The following is an 18,677-nucleotide window of genomic DNA, read 5'->3' on the forward strand; positions in this document are numbered from 1 at the left end:
AAATCTTGGAGGCTAGAAATCAGCCAAGCCCAAAAACTGGTGCTACTCTTAATCGTCATAAATGCGACATTCAGCCGCTTCAGGATTATCATCACAATACTTTTCAAGGGAGTTTTTAGGCTTCACTTGTTTCTGATGAGAAGCTTCCGCTTGCAGTTCTTCCACGGCATCCCAAGCAGCAGCACACTCTGGTGAGCCGCCCCCTTTGATATCGCACACTTCGCGAGCCTCTTGTAGCTCTTCTTGAATTTTTTGCTTAATGTCGCTCATGATGGATATTTTCTAGACAACTTTTTAAGGAGATTAGGAGTGTGGTGAGCTACCTCAACCGTTAAAAGTAGGACTGCCCAATAACGAGCATAAATGATAAACAGATAAATGTGTCATGTACCCACTAGGATACAGAAAGCGATCGCTTCAAATGCGAACTAACGTTCAGTGTAACGCGAAGTCACCCTTCCTTGAGTAAAGGCTTTGTCAGAATCAGCGATTTGGCGGCGGTTTTTTCACCCTATTTTTTGCAAGAATATCTTCTACAACGGCGTTTGCAAGAATACTTTATTAGTTCAGCAAAAAATTCCTTCAGTAGAGGCACTTTGGCAATCCATCCTAAATTTTATGAGGGCAGTCCAATGCAGGAAACCACAATGGCAGAGCCGCAAAGAAAACAAATGAAGTGGGCAAGTTTTTTATCGACTCGTCCTTCGTTGGAGGCGGCGATCGCTGAGGTGGTGCAACAGACCCAAGCAGCGCTGCAAACATCACCTGATCTAGCATTGATTTTCATTTCGTCTGCCTTTGCGAGTGAATATTCTCGGTTAATGCCTTTGCTGCATGAGCATCTGCCGGGGGTGCCCCTCATTGGCTGTGGTGGGGCTGGCATTACCGGAATAAATGATCAAGGCAACCCCTGTGAATTGGAAGGAGAACCTGCCTTAACGTTAATGCTGGCATCCCTCCCAGAGGTTCACGTTCATACCTTTCATCTCATGCCTGAAGAATTACCTGATTTAGATAGCCCTCCAAGTGCTTGGATAGATGCGATCGGGGTTGCTCCAGATGAGCAACCTCAGTTTGTGCTGCTGGGTGATCCATCGTTTGGGCGGCTGAATGACTTGTTGCAAGGGCTAGATTTTGCCTATGCGGGGTCTACCAAAATTGGCGGCTTGATCAGCGGGAGTATTACCCACTCTGGCGGGATTTTTTGTGATGATCGGTTGCATCAAGAGGGCATGGTTGGCGTGGCACTCAGCGGCAATATTGTGTTAGATGCGATCGTGGCACAAGGGTGTCGTCCCATTGGGCAGCCTTACCTGGTGACTGAGGGTGAGCGCAATATCATGCTGGCGATCGCGCAGGCAGATGTCAGTTTTGCGCCTACGGGGGGTGGGTCGCGGGTGTCTCAGAAGGGTACGCCGCTGGAGGTGCTGCAAGAGTTGATCCAAACGCTGGATGAAGATGATCGCGAGTTGGCGCAACACTCGTTGTTTATTGGCGTTGCCCAAAGTGAATTTAAGCAAACGCTGGAACAGGGCGATTTTTTAATTCGCCAGTTGATTGGGGTTGATCCCAGAGTGGGGGCGATCGCGATTGGCGATCGGATTCGCCCTGGTCAACGGGTTCAGTTTCATTTGCGCGATGCCAAAGCCGCAGAAGAAGATCTAGAAACGCTGTTGCTCCGCTATACCTCCAGTCAGCCTGATCATACGTTGGCTGGCAGTGGAGCCTTAATGTTTTCTTGCACTGGAAGGGGTGAAGGGCTTTACGGCTCGCCTAGCTTCGATTCTCTCTTATTCAATCGCTACTTGCCCACTCTTCCTCTGGGCGGCTTTTTCTGCAACGGCGAAATCGGTCCCGTTGGCGGCAGCACCTTTTTGCATGGGTTTACCTCAGTGTTTGGAATTTTTAGACAGCCTGATTGAGGCTATGGAGTAATAGCGAGCAAGTCGGACATTGTTAACAGCTTAAGATAGGTCTTGCCTTTGTCCATCCGCTCTTTTGCTACTCACTTTTAACCGATGATTTACGCTCATTTCCCGCTGCCTGCCTATAATGGTTGCCTCAGGTTTTTGTGCAAGGGCACGCTCTGGGTCGCTAAAATCACAGCACATTGCTGCCATAACACGCTTGATCTATGACTTCTGATACTTCAGTTCCCTCTTCTGCCCTACCGATTTCTGATGTCACGCCAGAGATAGCTGAAATCGTTCTCGACTTGGATGGCAATGCTTCAACAGAGGTCAACCCTGATACACCCGCAGAGGGCTTGCAGGAGCGAGATCTTCAGGTGCGGCTCAAAAGTGAGGGGGGCAAGCTCTTGCTCATGTTGCCGCCAGAAATTGAATCAGAAGCGGAAAATCCTGCCAGTTCGTTATCCTGGTCGGAGATATTGCAGCAGCTTAAGCAGCGGTTGAATGCAGGGGAACGGCTCTGGCAGTCAGACACCTCGGTGCATCTAATTGCCCGCGATCGCTTGCTAGATGGTCGCCAACTTCAGGCGATCGCCGATGCCCTCACCGAAGCCCAACTCCGCCTCACCCGTGTCTATACCAGCCGTCGCCAAACTGCTGTTGCCGCTGCCACCACTGGCTATTCGGTGGAGCAACAATCCTCCATCGCCCAACTAAACCCCACTGGCGCTGAATCTGCCCAGGCAATGGAAGAACCGCTGTATTTGCAAACCACGCTGCGATCGGGCGGCGATGTTCGTCACAATGGCACGGTGATTATTTTGGGCGATCTGAACCCCGGCAGTTCTGTGGTTGCCACGGGCGATATTCTCGTTTGGGGTCGCCTGCGCGGCACTGCCCATGCCGGTGCCAAAGGCAATGCTCAATGCCTGATCATGGCGCTGCAAATGGAACCCAACCAGATCCGCATTGCCGACTTTGTTGCCAGAGCGCCCGAAAATCCTCCCGCCCAGTACTATCCTGAAGTTGCTTATGTTGCCCCTCAAGGCACTATCCGCATTGCCAGAGCTTTGGAGTTTTCTCGCAACCAAGCGGGTGGCGATCGCAAGTAGGACTAAGGATAAGCGCGATCGCCTAAATTTGTCATATTTTATTGAGACTTTGACCTAACCAAAGCCTCAAAAACTTTCTACAAACCACATTTTTCAGCACGTAATAAAAGCTTTTCAGTGGAAAGAATCTCTAGAAAAGGTAAATGACCTCTTGGTGACTTCAAATCATACGTGACATCTTTACTAGATATTAGAGAACCACTTTGAGTGAGCCATCCTATTTGGCTGGCAGTCTCTTTCCAAACATTACGACTACCTCGCAAACCCTGCCAAATAGATTTTTGAGTGCTAATTCCGAAATATCCGTTACTATATCTTGCCCACAAACTATCAATTGTTTGGAGATCCTTACAAGGAAATCTAACAACTTGCTCTGCTCTCAGTTTTCCATTGATTAATCCAAATGCCTGTAGCATAACTTTAGTAGTTTCTTGCTCCGCACTTTTCCAATCTTTTGCTGCCAAAAAATCTCTTAACAGTGAATAGTCTACCTTTACATCTGAATGTAAAGGCTCGATTGTAGGAGAAGCAGATGGAACTAAGGGAATAGCACTATTACTAGGCGGTTGCGGTTGCGGAGGCTCATTTGAGGGTGGAGCTTCTTGACGCATATTGACGATCATTGACACTATAAGTACACACGGAATAACATACCTAAAAAGTGACGCTTTGACAGATTTTTTTTGGCTAAAACCGCTGGAGAGGATCTCTACTTTTTGAGTTTGAAGAGGTTGTAGCAAATTTTTGAGTGAAGCTAATGCCTGTTGAGCATCCGGGCGTTCGTAATGATTTTGCCGCACCATCTTATCTAAGATGTCTGCAAAAGCTGGACTGACACTAACCTTAACTTTATCTCGCCACACAAGTTCACCCGTTTTTGAATCAATCGGTATTAATGATGGATTCAATCCTGTTAAAAATTGAATTCCAACTATGCCTAGTGAATAAATATCACTTTTGAACTGTGGGTTTCCTTGACTATGTTCTGGAGCAACATAACCTACTGTAAAACAGACTGTACTTCTATTGTCAGAAGTGCTATTTCGCTTAACGGCTCCAAAATCAATTAAAACGTACTTCCTATCACGTCTTCGCAAAATTAAATTTTCGGGTTTAATATCGCAATGGATTGCTTTTTGCTGATGGACAAAAAAAAGAATGTTGAGGATCTGATCTAATAAGGTAATTACCTGTTGTTCAGTCCAAGAAAATTTAAGTTGAATATATCTAGCGAGATTGTCTCCTTCAACATACTCTTGAACTAAATAAAAGAAGCTTCCTTCTTGAAAACTTGCAAACAATTCAGGGATACATTCGTGGTGTTTCCCTAATCTATTGAGAACCTCTGCTTCTTTCGTAAAGATTTTTATAATACGTAGATTGCCTATATGTCCTCTAAATTGTTTTACAACACGTAATGGACGATCTGGCAAAAGTAAGTCTCTAGCCAGATAGGTTTCACCAAAGCCACCACTTCCTAGAGTCTGTATAATCTGATAGCGGTTCTTACCTACTAAACGAGCCATAGTTACCGCAATTATTAATTACTGTTAACTAATGATTAATTATTTTGTTTCGGCAAAAGTAAAGTAAGGAGTAAATTCTTATACTTAATACACAAAAGCGAGGATTTTATCTCTTTGGTATATATTAACTAACTTGCACAAAACCTACTCAATACTTGATTTGTGCTCGCGCAGACTGTGTTAAAGCATAAAACACAACATACTGCGATATTTTCCAGTTTTTTGTAAATAAATGACTTTCCACAAAGTCCAGTCTCTTTACTCAACAATCTTGCACAACTGTTTGCCAGAGACAGATTTCATACAGAAATTTCGACCACTTGATCGGTTAATCCCCCTAGATTACGGCTGTTGGCTACTTCAAGCCATCCCGCGATCGCATCCTTTAAATTAGCCGTTACCTCTTCCATTGAGTCGCCTTCAGTAATGCAACCCGGCAGCGCAGGCACCTCTGCCCAATAACCACCTTCTTCTGCGGGATGAATAATTGCTTTAATTCTCATAGGTATATGGCGAATTTCTGAGGTTATGCTAACAATCATCCCTGATTGCGCTCAACGGTAGTCACCTAAATCGGCAGCGATCTATTTTCTAATTTTCAATCCCTACTTTTCATCATCTTGGCGCTTTTCGAGTATAAGGAAGGCAAGTTTGATATGGTTGTATAACTCAGGGCGTGCCTGTGGGTTATGACCAGCGTTTAGTTGTTTAGTGATGAACCTCATTCCATGAGTCGCGTTATTGTAGTCACCTCTGGCAAGGGTGGTGTAGGCAAAACCACTACCACCGCCAACTTGGGTATGGCATTGGCAAAGCGAGGTCGCAAGGTGATTGTGATCGATGCGGATTTTGGTCTACGCAATCTTGATTTGCTGTTGGGTCTAGAAAATCGGGTTGTCTATACCGCCGTGGATGTGTTGGCGGGACATTGCCGCTTGGAGCAGGCATTGGTTAAAGATAAGCGCTTTCCCACATTGATGCTGCTGCCAGCGGCGCAAAATCGGACAAAGGATGCGGTCAAGCCCGATCAGATGAAGCAGTTGGTGAATGCGCTGACGAAAGCGTTTAACTATGTGCTGGTGGATTGTCCGGCGGGAATTGAAATGGGGTTTCAGAATGCGATCGTGGCAGCAAAAGAAGCCCTAATCGTGACTACACCTGAGATTGCAGCGGTGAGGGATGCCGATCGCGTGATTGGGTTACTCGAAGCCAATAATATTAAAAAGGTACACCTGATCATTAACCGTCTGCGACCCGCTATGGTGCAGGCAAATGACATGATGAGCGTGGCAGATGTGCAGGAAATTTTGGCAGTTCCCTTAATTGGCGTGGTTCCTGATGACGAGCGCGTGATTGTGTCCACTAATAAAGGCGAACCGCTTGTCTTGTCGGAAATTCCCTCCTTAGCGGGAACCGCCTTCGACAATATTGCCCGCAGACTAGAAGGTGAAACTGTTGACTTTTTGGATCTGACGGTGCCCAACGATGGATTGCTCTCTCGTCTTCGCAAAATGTTCTCGACCAAGCTTTTCTAAAAGTCGTTCTCCACACTACCCCCGTGCTTCATGTTATTTGAACTGATCGAACGTCTCTTTGCTCGCCCAACTAACAGTCGTCATGATGTGAAGAACCGATTGAGATTGGTTTTGGCGCACGATCGCGCTGATTTACCGCCTCACCTGATCGAATCCATGCGAAAAGAGATTCTAGAAGTAGTTGCCCGCTACGTTGAGCTAGACACGGAAAGTATGGAATTTTCCCTAGAAAGCAATCAGCGATCAACGGCGCTAATCGCCAATTTGCCCATTCGTCGAGTGATCTCTTCTACCGAACTCGATCGCCCCGCCACCGCAGAGATTGCCATTCCAGAAGTGACCTTAACTGAATCAGGCGACCCGATCGCGGCACCCCTTCCCGAAACTGCACAAACTGAAGCCACGCTTGATCCTGCCATCCCATCCGAAGTGGCTTTAGAGGGTTCTGTAGAAGTGGCAGATCTTGAATTTTCTCCTGCACCTACAGAACCCGCCAAACCAGAATCGGTAGCTTAATTCCATTTCCTTTTTATATTCTGTGATTACTGGTCAAACAAAGCTACTTGGCGTAATTGGGCATCCAGTGTCCCATTCTTTATCGCCCGTGATGCACAATGCCGCGATCGCTCATCTGGGCGTAGATTTTGTTTATCTGCCGTTGCCTGTCAAACCCGATAATTTAGCGGCCGCGATCGCAGGGTTTGCAGCGATCGGGCTACAGGGTTTTAACATTACCATTCCACACAAGCAGGCAATCATGCCGTTTCTGACGGAAATTAGTCCTATTGCTGAGGAGATCGGCGCAGTGAACACCGTTTGGCGAACTGAACAAGGCTGGAGCGGCACCAATACGGACGCGATCGGGTTTCTGGCTCCACTCCAGCAGCTTGATCAACTTTGGAGCGAAACCGATGTAGTGATTTTGGGCAATGGCGGCGCGGCGCGTGCTGTAGTTGCCGGGTGTGCCGAGTTGGGCTGTCGCTCAATTCACGTAGTTGGACGCGATCGCGCCAAACTCGCTGCCTTTCAGCAAAGTTGGGCAAATTCAGCCGCGGCAACTTTAATTCAAGTCCATGAGTGGCATGACTTAGTAACGCTTTTACCCACAGCAGGCTTAGTCGTGAACACGACTCCAATGGGAATGCATCCTCAGGTCGATCAATCCCCTATCGAACGTTCCCTGCTGGAAATGCTGCAACCGGGCGCGATCGCCTATGACCTAATCTATGTGCCAAAACCAACGCTATTTTTACAGCAAGCAGCCCAACAAGGTGCGATCGCGATCGATGGTCTAGAAATGCTGGTGCAGCAAGGAGCCGCCGCCCTAGAAATCTGGCTCCAGCAGCCTGCCCCTGTGGATGTGATGCGGCGATCGCTTCAGCAATACTTGAACCTCCCATAATGGATAAGAATGGCTTTCACTTTTTTGGGGTGATTTGCTACGCGATCGCCATTGTCATTCGCCATTCATCACTCGTAATTCGCTATTCGCCACTCGCCACTTATGGATCTTTCACAAGAAACTCAAGTCCGCAAAGCAGATCATCTCCGAATTTGTTTAGAGGAAGATGTGCAATTTCGTCAAACGAGCAGCGGCTTAGAGCGCTATCACTTTCTCCACTGTTGCCTGCCCGAACTGGATATTCAGGATATTGATCAAACGACTACTTTTTTGGGTAAATCGTTGTCTAGTCCGCTGCTGATTTCCTCTATGACGGGCGGCACAGATTTAGCAAAGACCATTAACTTTCGCCTAGCTGCGGTTGCCCAGCGCTATGGATTGGCAATGGGAGTGGGTTCTCAGCGGGTGGCTGTGGAAAATCCAGACGTGGCATCCACGTTTACGGTGCGATCGCTGGCTCCTGATATTTTGCTGTTTGCAAACTTGGGCGCGGTGCAGTTGAACTATCGCTATGGTCTGGAGGAATGCCGCAAGGTAGTAGATCTATTGGAAGCAGATGCGCTGATATTGCACCTCAACCCGATTCAGGAATGCGTTCAGACTAAGGGCGATACGAACTTTCGGGGATTGCTCGACAAGATTGCAACCCTGTGTAAAAAGTTGCCTGTGCCAGTGATTGCCAAAGAGGTGGGCAACGGCATTTCAGCGCTGATGGCGGAGAAATTAATCGCGGCAGGCGTGAGCGCGATCGACGTGGCAGGCGCAGGCGGCACCTCTTGGGCAAAGGTGGAAAGCGAACGGGCGCAAGATGCTCGACAGCAGCGTTTGGGGGCAACCTTTGCAGATTGGGGCATTCCCACAGCGGATTGCATTACCTCGATTCGGGCAGTTGCGCCAACCGTGCCGCTGATTGCCTCTGGTGGATTGCGAAATGGGCTGGATGCGGCAAAAGCGATCGCCCTAGGTGCCGATCTGGTGGGGCTGGCAATGCCGTTTTTGCAGGCGGCAAACGAGTCTGAAGAAGCGACCAATCAACTGGTGGAAATTTTGCAGGCAGAGATTGCCATCACGATGCTGTGTACTGGAAATGCAACCCTAGCAGAGTTGAAACAATCTGCCTCATTGCAGAGGTCAAAGTGATGCTATTACGACAAAACTAGAAGGTATCCACACCAGATCTTTCAAATCAACTCTGGCAGGATTAATAGTGTAGTCAAAGGTTAAGCAAATGAATTTTTCAATTGAGTCTTTGTATAAATGGTATCGCGATGTGATTCGCAACCCAAAATATCGCTGGTGGGTCATCGGTGGTTCGTTGTTGTATTTGGTCAGCCCACTGGATATCTCACCCGATGTCTTTCCAATTATTGGCTGGATTGACGATGGCGTGATTGCAACTTTATTAGTAACAGAACTCTCTCAAGTCTTACTAAGCCGATTGAAGGGCAAGAAAGAGAGCAACCCCGTTGATCCGGTTGATGCAGAAGTTGCGGCAAATGCTACGGCGGCTGAAGGTACGTTTGTCGATGTGAATGCTGTGGCGATGAAGTAAATGCTAAGCGATGCGATCGCGGCTCAGTCCTTTTTTAATACGCTTGAATAAATGCCCTAGATATTAAACCGTCTAAGGCATTTGCTTTAAAAGCCAGAACTGCTGTAAAGCTTGAGATGAGCGCGATCGCTATGGGCTTGTCTAGCTTGAAACTTGGCTCTTCGCTCTCGAATTGCCTGAGCTTGGCGCATCAGCGGGGGAACATAGCCCTCTAGAAGCAACTCTGGCTCTGGCTTAGCATGAAGCCCCGTTGAAACATCGGTCATACAGGTGCGTAGGTTATCCCAGTCTGCCTCTAACTGCAATGCTTTCATGACATCGGTTGCCGAGTGATACCGTTCATGGGCAGAAATTTTCAGCATTCTGCTCAGCACTCGCGCCAAATGATCGCTCACATCTGCATAGTCTCGCCAGCGCACTTCGCCCGTCAGAAACTCATAATCAAAATCTAACGGTGATTTGCCAGACAATAAATATAAACAGGTAATTCCCACGGCATAAAGATCACTGGAATAGACCGGGCGGGATGCTAACTGCTCAGGGGGCGCAAACCCAACCGTCCCAACAAACTGAGTTGTGGAATGCCGAAGACTGGATTCTTCCGCTTGAGCGATGTGTTCTTTGACAGCACCAAAATCAATCAGCACCAGCCGACCGTCATCTTTACATCGAATCAGGTTGGGCGGCTTAATATCTCGGTGAATCACATTATTGTCGTGAATGTATTGCAGCAGCGGTAAAATCTCACGCAAAAACTGTTTAACAGCAGTTTCAGTAAACGTTCCCGATCGCCGCACTTCTTTGGCTAACGTATTACCGCAAATAAATTCTTGGACTAAATAAAACTCGCCTTCAGCCTCAAAATAATTCAGCAACAGCGGAATCTGGGCATGACTGCCAAGGTTAGCTAGGGTTTTGGCTTCTTGCTGAAATCGCTGACGGGCGCGCTGCAAGGCTGTTGGATCGCTCACTTTAGGGCAAAGCTGTTTGATCACACAAAGCGGTTCCCCCGGCAGCGCGACATCTCGGACTAAGAACGTGACTCCAAAGCCGCCGCGTCCTAAAATTTTCAAAATTTCATAGCGATCGCGAAACCGTTGCTTCGTGCCACATAATCTACCCAAGGGAGTCTGACGCAGCACGTTTGCCCGAAAATTGGTTACATCAGCCAGCGAAAATTCCATTGGATAGCCAAAACCCGATTTTTAAGAATTCTCCTTTCCAGTCTATGAATAAAACGGGGAGCTTGGGGTAAATCTTTACCAATCAAAGTTCCGTTTAATCCAAAAGTCAGTTTTTGAATGTTAACTTCAGAGATAAACGTACTAAGCGATTCTTGAGCGATTCTTGCACGACTCAACTGTTTAATCTCTGTTTAAGCCCATGGTCAAGCAGCCACATTTTAAGACGGTGAATGTTTCAGGCAATGCCATTTCCCAGTCATTTGATCATTCTTGGAAAAGCCGTTTTCAGCCATTATTCAGCGTGAGCGATCGCTTGAAGCAGCATCCAATCATTTTTTGGAGCCTGATCTGGATGTCCATCGCATTGCCGTCTGGATTTGCCATTAGCAGTTTAATGAACCCAAACACTGAGAGTTTGCCACCCAACGCGATCGCCCAGAATTCCAAGATGAAAGCTGGTGAGCCAATGCCTAAACCGGTTCCCGATGCCGGACAACTGCCGCTGTGGGTGTTTGGCGCGATCGCACTGAGCTGTACGGCAAGCTGCTTTATTCTTGCCCAGTACATCAAGCCCATTGAGATGGAAACCGCTGATATTGGTGTTGAAGGTGAGTTTGAGGAAACCATTGCAACGATGCAGCCAACCTTAGAGGCGCGATCGCAGCGCCACTTGGGGTATTCCCCACAGACTGCAAAGCGGCTTAAACCCTACGAACCGATGGAAGCATTGCCCTTTATGCAACTAGAGCGATCGCCGCAAGTTCAAGCATTCCCTATTGAAACATTGGCTGTTGAAACATTCCCTGTAGAATGGGTTGCGGCAACGCAGTATATTGACGTTCCCTTGCCTCCCAACGATCTAGCGGAGCCAGTTCCAGTCACCCTGATGCCGCTTGAAGACACGCCGCCGCTCGATTGGGGTGAGGCACGACTCGCCGATGCCATGGATTTACGCCGGCGATATCCGCTTCACTTCATGCCTAACAATAATTCCCAGTCTTGAATCGTTTTTTCAGACCACATCCAGGTGAGTCGCAGTGCGGCGGGAGTAAAGTTTATAGGGTCAGCGGCGAGAACTTGTTGTCGTAGTTTCATCGCAACGTTACGGGCGGCGGCTTGCTTTTCTGGGGGTTGATTGTCTGCTAGTTTAAGCGATGCCAATGCCAGTCCTGCATAGGATTGTAAAGTTTCTCGATTGGGGGCAAGATTTTCACGGGTAGACTGGGGGTTTTCTCTAGATAAAATCAGGGCTTGTGACCAGGCTTGCTCGGCGAGATCAAACCTACCCTCGGCATAATAAGCAAACCCTAGGGCGTTTTGGTAGCGAGGATTGGGTTGCGCTTTTAACCCAGCATCCCAAAAATCACGCGCTGTTTGAATGCTAGCTTTTTGAGCGCTATAAGCGCGATCGCCCGACAGCCAAAGTTCCCATGCCAATCTGCCCCTCAGAAAATTGATGCTGGGATTGGCATCTTTACTCGAAACGGCATTGAGAATGGCTTCTGCTTCTTTGCGCGACCCTCGATCTAAGAGTAATTCGATCGCAGGTTGCGCCTGGTCGATATTGCCTTGGCTGATCTGCTCGGTGGCTAAAGCAACTAAGGCAGTAGAACTCGTCTGGCTCAACTCATTTCCGCTCGATGGATTTGGACTTGGAGCCATGCCTGGAGGTAAGGGAATGCTGGGAATCGCCTCTAAAATTTGGGCATGAAACGCCCACCCGCTCAGCAAGGCAGACAGCGCAAAAATACTCGAGCCTAGCCAAAAGAGCGATCGCTGGGGTTTGCTTGCCGTCGCGGAGGATTTTGCAGTCGTGTCTGAATTGGAGCCAATCGGGGCAACTGGAGACGATTTAGCAGGTACTGTTGCTGGAAATGTTGCAGGTGACGAGAAAGATAAGCTGGGGCGATACAACAACGCCTTTAGATTCCTGCTGGCATCGGTATAGTGTGGATCTAGCTCAACTGCCTGGGTGTAGGCTTGCACTGCTTCTTGGAGGTTGCCTTGCTGATAGAGCGCCAACCCTAGCCGATTGTAGGCAACTGGCGAACTGGCGTTGAGGTGCAGCGCTTGGTGATAAGCCGCGATCGCTTCGGCTAAATAGCCCTGCTGATAGAGCGCCCAACCTAGATTAATATAGGCATCAGCACTGGTTGGGTTGGACTGCACGGCTCGGTTTCCAGCCGCGATCGCATCGGTCAAAGTGCCCATTTCTGCTAGCACAGTTTCCAGTTCAGAGTAGACTTTCACATCCACAGGCTGAGCGATCGTAGCGGTAGCCGTGTAATTAGAGTAGGACAAAGACGCACGATTAGAATAGCCACCGGATTGATCAGAAGGCGGCGAATCGGGGCGATCGGGCAGCGTCCAATAGTCGTCTAACTTCGTGTCTGCATCACCATCCGCCAGCAAATCCTCGCCAGGAATCGCCGGCAATAAGGGTTCCTCTGGCTCCAACACCGTTGGGCTATCAGAAACCTCATCCATCCAACGAGCGGAAATATCTTGCTCTTTGGCAAGCTCCAAGTCTTTGGCTTTTTCTAACGCATTGACCAGTTTGATTACATCGTCTTCTTCGACCGAAAACTCTAGATCTTCAAACTCCAAATCCTCAAACTCTAGGAAGTAATCGGCTTCACTGAGTTCAATCTGAGGCTGGAAAGAAGGATTTTCTACTGGCTTTTCTACGGACTGCGATCGCCCTGAAAGAGTCTGAGGCAAGGGCAAGGGCGGCATGGCTACCTCACCGCCATCATACAGTCCACCAGGGGAGGGGGCATCGAGAGACATGCCATGATTCACCGCACTAGAGGGAATGGGTTGCAGATAGCCATCAAATTTAGGATGCAAGTAGAGGATCGGTAGCGCCCAATAAAGCTGATCCGAGCTATAGGTAGAAATTAAGCCCTGACGCGATCGACTCAAGCTAAGATCGACCGGATACCCTTGTTTTAAATTGCGATAAAACAACCGACTCAGATTCAGCGCCACCTCATCAGGAATGCGCTCTGCCATCACCAAAACTGCCGGAATTCCTCGTTTGACCAGCGCCTCAGCCAGATTTCCCTCGGCTTCACGGCTCGATTCTACCGTAGCTGAATACCCGCCCCGACAGGAGTTAAACACCGCCATCCGAATGCCATTGTTGACCAACAGCCCTGCCAAATCGTCGCCACTCAACACCTCACTTAATCCAGTACGGCGATTGACCAGGTAAAGGTTGCCGCCCGCCGCGCTGAGGTTGCTATGTCCGGCGTAGTGTAAAACTTGGTAATGGTTGTGTTCTAAAGCTTGAGTCAGTTGCTCTCGTCCGGGCTGCTCCAAAATGGTCAGTTCAATAGTGGGATGACCAGCCCCCCTGGAGGAGACTTGCAGTTCTTGTTTTAGCTGTTCGGCTTCTTGCTTGAGCGCCAAGGCATCTTGATCGGCGGGAACGGCTAACACCATCAAAATTTTGAGGGTATGGGGCGATTCGCTCGTAAAGGCTTTGGGGTCAGATCGGTGTGATTTAACAATGGAAAAGCTGGAGTGATAGCGAGAGAAAACGACATCGGTTCCCGTTGCGAGGGGGCGATCGCCGGCATATAGCACTTCCCACGGCAACCGATGCAGCCGAGTTCCTTTCAAACCCAGCCGAAAGCGCAGCCGTTCCCGCCGATGTTGGGCAATGCCTTGAGCCGTCATCCAGCTATCTCGAATGGTGCCTTGAAACACCGCGCTGTAGAGCCGTTGCCCAAAGGTCGCTAGGTTAGTGGATAGAGTGCCATCGGTGGGCGATCGCAGGGATGCAGAATTAAAACTACCGGGCATTGTTGGATGTTGCAGCAAGCCGATCAGCGGGTCACCCATTAATCGACTGGCTTCAGTCAACCAATCTTCGACCGACCAAATGACCTGTTCTTCTGCCAACGGCACACCGGGCGCAACGTCTTCAGTTCGCACCAAATATTCATTTTCTCGAATTGGCGTGACAGAAAGGTGAAATTCCTGGGTCACAACTATCCTCCCAGAAGACTATAGGCGTTGGTGCTGCAAGGTATCGCGGCAATTAGGGCGATCGCGTCCACCTTTAGTAAACAACGACTGACCGCCTTAATCAGACAGAAACGCAATTTGAACCAACTTTTCATAGATTTTTCACACAAGCTATTTAGGTTCTAGGATGCTCGTTTAACACCCCAAATGACCGTTGCTTGCTAGAAAGCTTTAAACAACACTCTCTTGATTCTTCTACTGTGGCGCATAAAGATAATAATCTGCAAATATCCACAACTTATATGAAGCCTGCGTAAACTTCAATCGGGGCTGTGTCAGTTCGCTAAGTGTAATTTCTTAGAGGGGATCTCATGACCCATAGCCAAGAACCACGGCGATCGCGTTCAAATTTTTACCCATTTCCCATACTCTAAAAACTTTTTGAGAAACCATCCGGACTGTTCCTTTGTGGCAAGAAGTATGGAGTGGTAGATGCACCCTAATTTAGTACCCTGATCCCCCAAAGGATTGGGGTCTTTTTTTGCCAGCGCGATCAAAAACTTTCAAAAAACTTGTTCAATAGGGGTCTATCTTAGTTAGTCGTCCCTGAAGAACCTGGATTGAGCGATCGCCCTTCGGTCATTTCATGCTCCTGACTGTAATCGCTTGTAATAAACCATTTCCTGGCACCCACACTAATTTTTTACCGGGCTGTTCTGGAATAATCTGGAATGGGGCTTTTAGCAACAATGGCATACAGCACATCTGGATCAAGGTCAGCTCCATTTTGCCAAACGAGGGTGCCTAGCTCTGGATGAATCTCGACTTGGGCAAATGTTGCTCGGTCTTGCAAGGGGGCGAAGATGCCGGAGAACTGAATCAACTGGCTGACATCAACAACTCCCTCAACGCCGTCTTCAAAGCGCAGCCAGAGTTGATAGCCTGCTAACGGTTTAACCGCCACGATGTCTTTAAGCATAAACCTTACTTCACAGGTTGAATCGGTTCTACATAAGGTCGTAAATTTGACTGCGATGCCCCACTCGATCAATTGTGACGGTCTTTTCTATAGGGCTGAATTCATAAATAACCCGATAATCGCCAATTCTCAATTTGAAAAAGCCGAATAATTTATTCGACAAGGGTTGAGGTGTGATTTGCTCAAAGTTCTCAGCCAACCAATTAATTTTGTTGATAATGCGTTGACGAACATCTTGCGAGAGCTTTTCTAAATCAGCAAAAGCATCCGGTTCATAGATAACGGTATAACCCACCAGCCTTTAAGACCCAATCGACGGGCAACCTCTGCTGCGGGAATACCAACAGTTTCCGTTTCTCGACGGCTGCGAATTGCCAACAGACTTTGCTCAATCTCTGGTTTAACAGTTAGCCCTACATCAGGATCGGGCAGGAGTTCTTCTATCGCTTCCAATACAGTTTCGCGAATCAGTACTTTGAGTTCGTCAGTAGTGAGGTCTTTGACTTGCATGGGAATTTAGCGGAATTAGCGGTGTGAATTCTAGTGTAGTAGATGAGCTACTATCACTGCTCCTGCATCTGACGCAACAGGTCTTGCGTCAGCGGATGCTGCGATAGTTGCGCCGTTTGCCCCGCCTGCATCACCTGCTGCAAGAAACGTCGGAAGTTTTGCCGCCCCGTTTGGGTATTGGGATGGTCGTCTCCCAGTTTCTCAACCAGGATTGCCAATGCTCTTAGGTACAGCGGTTCTGCCTCCCCGTAGCGTCCCTGAGCACGGTAAAGTTCTGCCAGATTGTTCAGCCTAGTTGCCACGTTCGGATGGTTTACGCCTAACTGCTGTTCACTAATTGCCAATGCTCTGAGGAACAGCGGTTCTGCCTCTCCGGTGCGTCCCTGAGCACGGTAGAGTGATGCCAGATTGTTCAGCCAGATTGCCAAGGTAGGATGGTCTGCGCCCAACTGCTGTTCACTGATTGTCAATGCTCTCAGGTACAGCGGTTCTGCCTCCCCATAGCGCCCCTGCGATTTGTAGAGTAATGCCAGATTGTTCAGACTGGTTGCCACATCAGGATAGTCTGCGCCTAATTGCTGTTCACTGATTGCTAAGTCTCTCAGGTACAGCGGTTCTGCCTCCCCGTAGCGTCCCTGATCACAATAGAGATTTGCCAGATTGTTCAGATTAGTTGCCACATCAGGATGGTCTGCGCCTAGTTGGTGTTCGCTGATTGTCAATGCTCTCAGGTACAGCGGTTCTGCCTCCCCGTAGCGTCCCTGCGATGTGTAGAGTAATGCCAGATAACCGAGGCTGGAGGCTAAGGATATTTGGTCAGTGAGGGATTCACGGCGCGAGATCGCGGCTTGAAAGGCAGCGATCACCTTTGCCTCTTCCTGGGGGCGATCTACTGCAATGCCCTGCTGTAAACGGTTGTAATAGGTTGCACCCAAACTTTGATACAAACTGCCTAGCAGGGGTGAATCAGGGTCTTCGGCTTGCAGGGCAGCAATTTGCTGCTCTAGCTCGGTGGGGTCTGCCAGAGTTTCGGGGAAATAAGTGGTTTCGGGTTCATTCCCTTGCGGTTGATCGGACACCTGCCACGCCATGGGCTGGGCAAATTCAAATACGCCGCCGCGCCAACTCCAAAAATCGGGAGCCTGCTGCGCTAAACCCTGTGCCACTGCCTCTGTTACCCACAGCACAATCGGAAACTGAAAATCTCGTAAACCCTCCCGCGTCCACTGCACCGAAAAGAAGAATTTCTCCTGGGCAGATTTGGGTTGCTGCAAGCGGACTGATAGCAGTTCATCGCCGCCGCGCACTGTCACCAGCGTTGAGGCTTCCTGCCAATCGGGAGTGTGGGTTTGCCAGTCCAGCAGGCTTTGCTTGAGACTGGGCTGCTGGCGATCCAACCGTGCCTGATAACAGGCAATGCCGATTGCGGTCAGTTCTGCCTCATAGGTGCGAATTAGTTCATCCCGATACAGGGGATTATCACAGACGGCAATCAGCAGATTGAGTTTATGCAAACTTGCCTGCACCGATAGCACCAGTCGCCGCAAACTGCGCTGGTTGGCAGTGGCGAGTTCCGAGGAGTCAGTGGTGGCAGGCTGGGGCATGGCTTTTACTGAATCAGCGCCTTCTGTCGCAGCAAATCCACCACAATCGGGTGTACGTCATACCACAGAGCATCATTCTGATACTCCAGCACCATCAGTCCATGCAGCAATTTCACAAAGGCATCGCTGTCTGTCTCTTCGTTATTCAGCGTCTCGTAAACCTGCACCAGGGCGGGAAACAGTTTTGTGCCGATTTGGCGAGCAAAGTCATTGCGAAGATTCCGCAGCGCCACCGTCAAAATCTGATCATCGATTTTCAGATCGGTGCGATCGGGTTCTAGCTCCAGTTGCACCATACATTCGGTGCAGCATTCTCGCCCAATGCGTACCAGTTCGCGCATCACGCCGCCACTCTTCAGCACCATTTTGCGGGCGGTTTCGGGTTCAATCTGGTCTGCGGGAATGCGTTTAGCTAAGACCGCTAGAAAGAGTTCCACAGTTTGGGCGATCGCCTCTGCCTGGGGATTCCGACAGTCTGGCTTGGCATAAAACTTGGATACCGGAAACAACGAGGGGCGAACAATGCCTTCTGAAGTCAGCGCTCCCATCACTTTTGGCTCTTGGGTTGCCGAGATCGGAATCGTAAACACAATTCGGAATCCAGGTGAAAACAACACTTTAATGTTGTTGAGATAGAGTGACTCGACGAGATCCAAATCCAGCTTGTCGAGGTCATCAATCACTACAAGTACAGGCTTTTGGGTCGTAGTTTGAATCGCCGCCGCAATCCGATCCGCTTTGCCGACTAAATCTGCGACCCTCTTTTCATACACCCGCTCAATTTCATCCCGAAATGCCTGCTCTTGCTGAAACTTAAGGGTTGCCATCGGAAGCAATTTATCAAGCCCGAACCCGATTTCAGACTTGGTAGTTTTCTCCGATTTTTGCTTGTGAGTCGTAGTTATCCAGCCCAACAAGCTTTCTTTAATGTCCTCTGCAATCGGGATGTTCTGTTGAGTGGCGGCGCTCAGAAGTTGTAGGGCGATCGCATACAAAATATTTCGATGGGTGACTGCCGACGGCTCAATCAAATCGGCAATGGAGAAAAACACGACAAAGTGGTGGGGCTGCATTTCTATCGCAAACCGCTTCAGCAAGGTCGATTTACCACAGCCGCGATGTCCGGCAAATACAAATTTTTGATCCTTGACGGAAGCATTCACTTCCTGCCTCAGTCGCACCAACACCTCGCGTCCATAGTCCACCCGAAAGCTTTCAATCTCCTTTGGCTCGATCAGGGGGAACAGATCCAGATCTCGATAAGCTTGCTGAAAAATGGCAAGGCGGGCTTCGTTCATTGCACCAGGAAGACTGTGTTTACCTTCCATCATACTGACATAGAGAGTAAGCGCTGCACGGTGGGATTACAAACCTATGCCTCCACTCCT

At 48.9% G+C, this 18,677-nt stretch carries 18 protein-coding genes; 8 read left to right on the forward strand and 10 right to left on the reverse strand.

The window, feature by feature from the left end:
* Positions 1-48: 48 nt before the first annotated feature.
* Positions 49-270 (reverse strand): CP12 domain-containing protein, encoded by a 222-nt coding sequence (locus AC1S5B_RS03400; protein WP_482034319.1) that lies wholly within the window; start codon positions 268-270, stop codon positions 49-51.
* A 191-nt stretch (positions 271-461) separates the two neighbouring features.
* Between AC1S5B_RS03400 and AC1S5B_RS03405 the strand changes: the two genes are divergently transcribed.
* On the forward strand, positions 462-1,922 hold the full coding sequence (locus tag AC1S5B_RS03405) for an FIST signal transduction protein (RefSeq protein WP_482034320.1): 1,461 nt from the start codon (positions 462-464) through the stop codon (positions 1,920-1,922).
* Positions 1,923-2,134: 212 nt separating this feature from the next.
* Positions 2,135-3,022 (forward strand): septum site-determining protein MinC, encoded by an 888-nt coding sequence (minC, locus tag AC1S5B_RS03410; protein WP_482034321.1) that lies wholly within the window; start codon positions 2,135-2,137, stop codon positions 3,020-3,022.
* Positions 3,023-3,099: 77 nt separating this feature from the next.
* Here the strand turns inward: minC and AC1S5B_RS03415 are convergent, their stop codons facing one another.
* Positions 3,100-4,548: a protein kinase domain-containing protein gene (locus tag AC1S5B_RS03415; protein WP_482034322.1), complete on the reverse strand. Its 1,449-nt coding sequence runs from the start codon at positions 4,546-4,548 to the stop codon at positions 3,100-3,102.
* Positions 4,549-4,847: 299 nt separating this feature from the next.
* Positions 4,848-5,051: a type II toxin-antitoxin system HicB family antitoxin gene (locus AC1S5B_RS03420; protein WP_482034323.1), complete on the reverse strand. Its 204-nt coding sequence runs from the start codon at positions 5,049-5,051 to the stop codon at positions 4,848-4,850.
* A 225-nt stretch (positions 5,052-5,276) separates the two neighbouring features.
* Between AC1S5B_RS03420 and minD the strand changes: the two genes are divergently transcribed.
* The 5 genes from minD to AC1S5B_RS03445 all read left to right on the forward strand — a co-directional run bounded on the left by minD (position 5,277) and on the right by AC1S5B_RS03445 (position 9,037).
* Positions 5,277-6,083: a septum site-determining protein MinD gene (minD, locus tag AC1S5B_RS03425; protein ID WP_482034324.1), complete on the forward strand. Its 807-nt coding sequence runs from the start codon at positions 5,277-5,279 to the stop codon at positions 6,081-6,083.
* Positions 6,084-6,113: 30 nt separating this feature from the next.
* Entirely contained in the window at positions 6,114-6,599 is a 486-nt protein-coding gene (gene minE, locus AC1S5B_RS03430) for a cell division topological specificity factor MinE (protein WP_482034325.1), read from the forward strand.
* A 22-nt stretch (positions 6,600-6,621) separates the two neighbouring features.
* Positions 6,622-7,485, forward strand: a complete 864-nt coding sequence (locus tag AC1S5B_RS03435) for a shikimate dehydrogenase (protein WP_482034326.1) — start codon at positions 6,622-6,624, stop codon at positions 7,483-7,485.
* A 102-nt stretch (positions 7,486-7,587) separates the two neighbouring features.
* A complete protein-coding gene (gene fni, locus AC1S5B_RS03440) occupies positions 7,588-8,625 on the forward strand; it encodes a type 2 isopentenyl-diphosphate Delta-isomerase (protein WP_482034327.1) in 1,038 nt (345 codons plus the stop codon).
* A gap of 88 nt (positions 8,626-8,713) precedes the next feature.
* Positions 8,714-9,037: a YkvA family protein gene (locus tag AC1S5B_RS03445; protein WP_482034328.1), complete on the forward strand. Its 324-nt coding sequence runs from the start codon at positions 8,714-8,716 to the stop codon at positions 9,035-9,037.
* Positions 9,038-9,123: 86 nt separating this feature from the next.
* Here the strand turns inward: AC1S5B_RS03445 and AC1S5B_RS03450 are convergent, their stop codons facing one another.
* Entirely contained in the window at positions 9,124-10,221 is a 1,098-nt protein-coding gene (locus tag AC1S5B_RS03450; protein WP_482034329.1) for a protein kinase domain-containing protein, read from the reverse strand.
* 199 nt (positions 10,222-10,420) lie between these two features.
* Here AC1S5B_RS03450 and AC1S5B_RS03455 point away from each other — a divergent pair, with 199 nt between their 5' ends.
* Positions 10,421-11,224, forward strand: a complete 804-nt coding sequence (locus tag AC1S5B_RS03455) for a hypothetical protein (RefSeq protein ID WP_482034330.1) — start codon at positions 10,421-10,423, stop codon at positions 11,222-11,224.
* Here AC1S5B_RS03455 and AC1S5B_RS03460 read toward each other — a convergent pair.
* The 6 genes from AC1S5B_RS03460 to AC1S5B_RS03485 all read right to left on the reverse strand — a co-directional run bounded on the left by AC1S5B_RS03460 (position 11,191) and on the right by AC1S5B_RS03485 (position 18,587).
* Positions 11,191-14,217 carry a CHAT domain-containing protein gene (locus AC1S5B_RS03460; RefSeq protein WP_482034331.1) on the reverse strand — a complete coding sequence of 1,009 codons (3,027 nt, stop codon included), beginning with the start codon at positions 14,215-14,217 and terminating at the stop codon, positions 11,191-11,193. The genes AC1S5B_RS03455 and AC1S5B_RS03460 overlap by 34 nt on opposite strands.
* Before the next feature lie 682 nt (positions 14,218-14,899).
* Positions 14,900-15,175 carry a DUF2442 domain-containing protein gene (locus tag AC1S5B_RS03465; RefSeq protein WP_482034332.1) on the reverse strand — a complete coding sequence of 92 codons (276 nt, stop codon included), beginning with the start codon at positions 15,173-15,175 and terminating at the stop codon, positions 14,900-14,902.
* Positions 15,176-15,203: 28 nt separating this feature from the next.
* Entirely contained in the window at positions 15,204-15,470 is a 267-nt protein-coding gene (locus AC1S5B_RS03470) for a type II toxin-antitoxin system RelE family toxin (RefSeq protein WP_482034333.1), read from the reverse strand.
* Positions 15,425-15,685, reverse strand: coding sequence for a hypothetical protein (locus AC1S5B_RS03475; RefSeq protein ID WP_482034334.1), 261 nt, complete (start codon positions 15,683-15,685; stop codon positions 15,425-15,427). The genes AC1S5B_RS03470 and AC1S5B_RS03475 overlap by 46 nt, the downstream gene beginning before the upstream one ends.
* 53 nt (positions 15,686-15,738) lie before the next feature.
* Complete coding sequence (locus tag AC1S5B_RS03480) at positions 15,739-17,289, reverse strand: tetratricopeptide repeat protein (RefSeq protein ID WP_482034335.1); 1,551 nt, start codon at positions 17,287-17,289, stop codon at positions 15,739-15,741.
* A gap of 5 nt (positions 17,290-17,294) precedes the next feature.
* Entirely contained in the window at positions 17,295-18,587 is a 1,293-nt protein-coding gene (locus AC1S5B_RS03485; RefSeq protein WP_482034336.1) for a P-loop NTPase fold protein, read from the reverse strand.
* Positions 18,588-18,677 lie beyond the last annotated feature (90 nt).

The sequence above is a fragment of the Leptolyngbya sp. CALU 1928 genome (genome assembly GCF_056784215.1).